General features: G+C 43.5%; 6 protein-coding genes. 1 reads left to right on the plus strand and 5 read right to left on the minus strand.

The genetic code is table 11. The features are described from left to right. Positions 1 to 333: 333 nt before the first annotated feature. A complete protein-coding gene (locus tag QVO39_RS01230) occupies positions 334 to 465 on the minus strand; it encodes a hypothetical protein (RefSeq protein WP_021902673.1) in 132 nt (43 codons plus the stop codon). Between the two features lie 349 nt (positions 466 to 814). On the opposite strand from QVO39_RS01230, the gene QVO39_RS01235 reads away from it, so the two are divergent. Next, a complete protein-coding gene (locus QVO39_RS01235) occupies positions 815 to 1,423 on the plus strand; it encodes a metallophosphatase domain-containing protein (RefSeq protein WP_288171390.1) in 609 nt (202 codons plus the stop codon). 3 nt (positions 1,424 to 1,426) lie between these two features. Here QVO39_RS01235 and QVO39_RS01240 read toward each other — a convergent pair whose 3' ends face one another. The 4 genes from QVO39_RS01240 to QVO39_RS01255 form a co-directional block, all read right to left on the minus strand. Further along, complete coding sequence (locus tag QVO39_RS01240) at positions 1,427 to 2,383, minus strand: peptidase associated/transthyretin-like domain-containing protein (RefSeq protein ID WP_021902676.1); 957 nt, start codon at positions 2,381 to 2,383, stop codon at positions 1,427 to 1,429. A 400-nt stretch (positions 2,384 to 2,783) separates the two neighbouring features. Further along, complete coding sequence (pdxH, locus tag QVO39_RS01245) at positions 2,784 to 3,434, minus strand: pyridoxamine 5'-phosphate oxidase (protein WP_021902678.1); 651 nt, start codon at positions 3,432 to 3,434, stop codon at positions 2,784 to 2,786. A 29-nt stretch (positions 3,435 to 3,463) separates the two neighbouring features. Beyond that, entirely contained in the window at positions 3,464 to 4,960 is a 1,497-nt protein-coding gene (locus QVO39_RS01250) for a TrkH family potassium uptake protein (protein ID WP_021902679.1), read from the minus strand. Between the two features lie 10 nt (positions 4,961 to 4,970). Beyond that, on the minus strand, positions 4,971 to 5,931 hold a 961-nt coding region (locus QVO39_RS01255), incomplete at its 5' end, for a TrkA C-terminal domain-containing protein (RefSeq protein ID WP_288171395.1).

Raw genomic sequence — 5,931 nt, forward strand, 5'->3', positions numbered from 1 at the left:
AACGTAGCAGATCGCCTTCGTGCAACAGTCTCAAAGCAAAAATTGAGTTGCAACTAAGCAAATGCTTAGTTGCATCTCAATTTTCGCCTTTCTAATCCATTGATTTATAGCAGAATAGAAGAGGCGTATTTTCGACTTGTCCGATGAGGGCATCCAGAGCACCCTGTCGGGTGCTGGTGGTAGAAGCCCGAAGGGGTTGCACTTTGAGATTTATAGGTTGTTATCTATATGTACCCCGTTCGGGGTAGTGTGGATGTGTTGGTCTCTGCTACCCAAGCTTCACCTTCCGGCTCGCTGTCGCTTGCCCTCAGGGGGAAGCTTTTCTTTGTGTATTTATTGATGATGCGACGTATCTATCTTTGAGAACTCATTATAAATAATCGCATTAGCATTCTCTGGTTGTTCATCATTCTTCCAGAGCTGATTCTTAAGGTCGTCAAATCTTACATTATTTCTTTCTTGCATTTTAATAATACAGTATGAAAAATTCATTATCTTGCACCCGTGTAAGTCTCATGCTAATGTCTATGTTTTTTGTTATTAATTCACACTTTACAAAGATAGCATTATTGGGGCTTACACACTTTTTTGGGACAGTATCTGAAATAATCGGTGAATTGGCTACACATAGTTTTTACCTTAATTTTGGAGAAGTCCAGCAAATCTATCGGGCAATCCTTTTCTGTTGGGAGATAATCTCTTTTTATCCGTATGCCTAAATTCGGCATAAGAGAGTATTATCTTTGCAAAAAGATAGACGTGGAATGAGGCTTCCCACATAGTGTAAGCCTCGAAAGTCAGATTCTTGATTACGATGAGAGTACTAGCGATAAGCGACACGCATGGGATGCATTGGAGAAGTGAAGCACCTCCAGATGCTGATTTGCTTATTCATGCAGGTGATTTCTCGATGATTGGAACAAAGGGGGAAGCACTGGACTTCTTAGAGTGGTTTACTAATCTACCACATAAGCATAAAGTATTCATTTGTGGAAATCATGATGAAGCACTGCTGCGAGCTAATATAAGTGGGTTGCCTTCAAATTGCCACTTTCTCAACTATTCAAGTGTGATTATCAAGGGAATAAAGATCTGTGGCATTCCATTTTATGTGGAGCCCTATGGTAGTAAAGAGCTCCCTCCTAGGCTAAAAGCTATTTGTGAGAATGATATTGATGTATTGGTCTCGCATCAACCACCTTATGAAATGCAGGATGTCTCAGAGTTATATGGTCATTATGGAAGCCATACCTTATTAAATATAGTAAAGAAGGTAAAACCGAAATTCCACATCTTTGGGCATATGCACGAAGATTATGGTATGAAAGAGGAGGGCGGTACTATCTTTATTAATTGTGCTTTGATGGGTAAGAGCTTTGAGCGATGGACCAAGTCCCCAATTCAATTTGAAATAGGCAAATAGAGACTACTTTGGTAGTTGTAAAATGACTCCTCCCATAAAGTTAAATACAGTTCCTTCATTTCCCACCTTCATCTCTTTTCCCATTTTATTCCAATCCGCGTCTGTGTGGTCGTGTATACTCCATGTGGATCCTTCTGAATAGACATTAAAGGGCCATGATCTAGGTTCTTTTGTCTTACCGGTCAAATAGAAACCGTATGGCATATACTTTGCCATTTTAAACTTTTTAGTTCCCCATACACTCAGCATTTCTGTATATGAAAAACTCGGATCTGCTACAAAAAAGACGATAAACATTCCTGTTCTAGGGAATAAAAATGGTTCCTCAACCATAGAGTAATATCTATTTTTAATTTTGTTGTCTCTTCTGTCTAAATATAGCTGTTCTTGCTTTGTAAGAGCTTTTCCGTTAGGGTTCCCAGTTGTTGGATCTGGCATTGAGAGATAATACTGTATTGTAGCATTTGAGTTACCACTGAAATTTAGATCCAAAAAGATTTCACTCACTTGTGGTGCTTCAACCCAAGACTCATCGTATGGGATAAATAATGCATTAATAGTGAATGGTAGAGGTGCATAGCTGCTATGATGCTTACCTTCAGTTGTTCCTTTCTTTGAAAGGGGACCTGTAAACTTAGTTACCACAACTTCACTCAATGAGTATGAAATTGGTGTAAGAAAGATAATACCATCAACTATTTCACTTGCCATCACAATTGTATCTTTATAGGATAGGTGTGAAATAGCTATGACGTCTGTCAATTCTTTTGTTAAACGAAACTGACCATTTGCGTCGCTATAAACCCCATTGGTATGACCAAAAGAGACCATTGCATAAGGCACTGGCTCCATAGTGATGTTGTCAATTATAGAGATTTTATGTGTGTTTTCTTGAGCATTACAGACGCCTATAAAAACACCTGAAACTAGTAGAATAAATATCAGTAACTTATTCTTCATAACTTATGTATTATATGACTTTTGTTATCAGTTTGTATATTGCATTTGTCGCTTGGATGTGTGCACTTTCAGGAATAGAGGACACAAAGTGTTTACACTTTCAGGAATAACAGTTTGGCGGTGTACACAATAACAGGAATACATGAACCCGTGTGTACTATTTTCAGGAATATCACATACTATTTTCAGGAATACCACATGCGGAACAGAATCCACATGCAAGTGGAACAGATTCCGCACGCATAAGGAATAGATTCCGTAGGGCGACGGAATATTGCCGCCCTATAAGAGGGTATTGAGCCCCGTACTTGGTAGGTTAATTAATGACTCCGATTTGGTTGTTGCGTTTGATGGTTGGCATAATACCGACGCACATCATATATCGTGCTACGTTATCCCCTTAAGGGGCTAAGCGTACGAGGGACCAGGTGCCATCTTGTTGGAGTTCGTATAGGAACCTATCGTGAAGTCGGCTCTCTCTCCCTTGCCAAAACTCAATTCTGTTAGGCGTGACTTCAAAACCTCCCCACGTATCTGGTCGGGGTACTCTTCGTAAAGTACCCGTGTACTTTAGGCTTTCCTTTGCAAACTCTGCTACAATGTAAGCTCGATTTGGAATTGGGTGACTCTGAGGAGATATGCGTGCTCCTACTCGGCTCATATAGGGTCGCTTATTAAAGTAGGCATCACTCACCTCTGGGGCAACATGTTGGCAGATCCCTTCTACGTGAATCTGTCGCTCAAGCTGGTGCCAGAGGAAGGTGACCGATACGTGTGGGTTGTCGAGGATCTGTTGGCCTTTACGGCTCTCGTAGTTGCTGTAGAAAATAACCTTCCCATCCTTTAGCTCTTTGAGCAATACGGTTCGGGTGGAGGGGTGCCCATCGGGGGTAGAAGTAGCTACAATGATAGCTGTAGGCTCAATTACTTTTTGATGGATCGCCTCTTCCAGCCATTCCTCCATTTTCTTAATAGGGTCGGCGGGCATATCTTTTTTGGATAAGCTCCCTACTTTATAATCCCTTCTAATGTCTTCTACATGTAAGTCCATAGTAAAGTATTTCTTTAAAAGATCTCTATTTAGTTTCTCCAAAAGCTACGGTGTAGTAGCGTGATTACGGTGAATATCTCCAAGCGTCCGACCAGCATTAGGAATGAAAGTAAAAACGTATTGAAGTCGCCTAAGCTAGCATAATTGGAGAAAGGTCCGAAGGCACTGAGCCCTGGGCCTGAACTGGATATGCAGGCGATGGAGGCGGATACGGCATCGGTAAAGGAGTAGCCCTCTAGTGAAATGGAAAAGGTGGCGATAATGGATAGGGTGAGGTAGGCGTAGAAGAAGTTGTACACCTGTGTGATCACTTTATCCTTGACCACTGTGCCGTTATACCTTAATGGTACAATGGCTTGGGGGTGGGTGCGTCGGGTAAATTCATTGAGGAGATTGCGGGTGAGGATGCTGAACCTGATGGTCTTGAGCCCTCCACTAGTGGAGCCTGAACACCCTGCCACAAACATGAGGAATAGAGCAATGATCCAAAATGGTGCCCCCCAAAAGTTGTAGTCTTGAATCACATATCCCGTGGTGGAGAACAAGCTGACTACTTGAAATGTAGCGTGCTCCAATGCTTGAGGAAAAGAGGTGTAGTATTCACCGAAGTAGAGCCAAAGGGCTGAGGCAATAGAGATGACTACGATGATGGAAATGAACCAGCGGAACTCTGAATCTCGGAACAGCTTCTTGGGCTCTTTGCGAACGGTAGCGAAGTAGATCAGGGTGAAGCTGGTGGCACCAAAGAGCATAAAGATAGTAAGGACGATAATGATATAGTCGGAATTAACCTCGGCAATAGATTGATTGTAAATCGAGAATCCTCCGGTGCTGATGCAAGTGGCAGCGTGACAAACTGCTTCGTACAATGTAAAGGGACCAGCCCACAATAGGAGTACACAAAGGATGGATAGAATGATGTAGATAAACATGATCCACTTCGCCATGACGCCGATGCGGGGCACAAAACGGTCGTGGGTAATGCCGGTGGTCTCGTGGTCGTAAACTACGGAGGCACTTTCTCCTGCGAAGGGGACTAGGGCTACAATAAATACGATAATCCCGATGCCCCCGATCCACTGTGTGATACTTCTCCAAAGCAAGATGCTACGTGGGAGTGCTTCGATATCGGTGAGGATGCTGGCTCCAGTGGTCGAGAAGCCCGACATGGACTCAAAGAAGGCTTCTGAAACGTTGGGGATAAAGCCGCCTAATAGGTAGGGCATCATACCCAATAGAGATGTCAATACCCAGCTAAGGGTTACGGTGACCATACCCTCTCTTCGCCCTGTATCATAGCTATTCTGTCCTTTTCCATAGAGTGCTAGAGGCAATCCGACCACGAAATTAAGGCCAATGGTGGTGAGGAGTGCTTTGAATCCATCATCATGATAGTGCAAGGAGACGCCCAGGCATATCAGTAAGAAGATGGCTTGGAATAGGCTGAGTAGCCCTAGCACGAGGGCGACAAACTTGTAGTTGAAGCCTCGCTTGGTTTCGTATTCGTTGTGATCTATGAATGGCATATCGTATGAACTATCCAAAAAGCTTATTCAGATCCTTTGGAGAGGCGTTTTGGGAGAAAACCATCACCATATCGCCAGCTAGAATCTGAGTTTTACCTTCTACGAGTATTACTTGATCATCCCTCACCAAGCCGCCTATGGTAATTTCTTGTGGTAAATTAAGTTCCATCACCGGCTTGGTGGTGACTAATGACTTTTCACGTACGTTTATTTCGAGCACCTCACCTTGCCCTATGGATAGGGTTTTGGCATTGGAGATATCAATATTGAGTAGGTATCTGAATATGACGGAAGCGGCAATCAGCTTTTTATTGATGAGGTTGCCTATCTTCATCTCATTGGCTATGTCGAGGTAGTCGAGATTCTCTATTTGGCAAACAGAGATGGGCACCCCAAGCCTTTTGGCATTGAGGGTGGCGAGCATATTGCTCTCCGATGAACTGGTGAGGGACAAGAAGGCATCGGTTTTCTTGATCCCTTCATTGACCAATAGGTCGGGGTCCCTGCCATCTCCATGAATGACGAGGGTATGATCGGCGACCACTTCGGAGATTTTCATACACTTATCATAGTCTCGCTCTATAATCTTGATGTTCAGATCATCCGGGAGTAGCTGAGCCGTTTTGAGGGCGATTCTACTACCGCCCATGATGATGACTCTATGCACTTCTAGCTTATCCTGCCCGCAGAAGTTCCTCACCTGATCGAGGTACTTGGGCATAGAAGTGATGTAAAGGACATCATTGACCTCAATGCCATCCTGACCACGTGGTATGATGGTATGGCCATTCCGTACAATGGCCAAAATATGCATCACCTTATCCTCAAAGTCTGAGAGATTGATCAGCTTTTTCCCAACGAGAGGGGAGGAGGGAGTCACTCGAGCTGCAACGAGGTCTAGTTTCTTATCAAAGATGGTCCAATATTGCTTGGCCCACGGTAGACTAAGACTACTGACAATCTCTTGGGCG

The sequence above is a fragment of the Porphyromonas sp. CAG:1061 genome, assembly GCF_000435035.1.
Classification (GTDB): domain Bacteria; phylum Bacteroidota; class Bacteroidia; order Bacteroidales; family Porphyromonadaceae; genus Porphyromonas_A; species Porphyromonas_A somerae.

Bases quoted from the DNA above. Each gene is read 5' to 3' on its own strand.
- QVO39_RS01230 (WP_021902673.1), bottom strand. From the start codon at position 465: ATGCAAGAAAGAAATAATGTAAGATTTGACGACCTTAAGAATCAGCTC.
- QVO39_RS01235 (WP_288171390.1), top strand. From the start codon at position 815: ATGAGAGTACTAGCGATAAGCGACACGCATGGGATGCATTGGAGAAGT.
- QVO39_RS01240 (WP_021902676.1), bottom strand. From the start codon at position 2,383: ATGAAGAATAAGTTACTGATATTTATTCTACTAGTTTCAGGTGTTTTT.
- pdxH (WP_021902678.1), bottom strand. From the start codon at position 3,434: ATGGACTTACATGTAGAAGACATTAGAAGGGATTATAAAGTAGGGAGC.
- QVO39_RS01250 (WP_021902679.1), bottom strand. From the start codon at position 4,960: ATGCCATTCATAGATCACAACGAATACGAAACCAAGCGAGGCTTCAAC.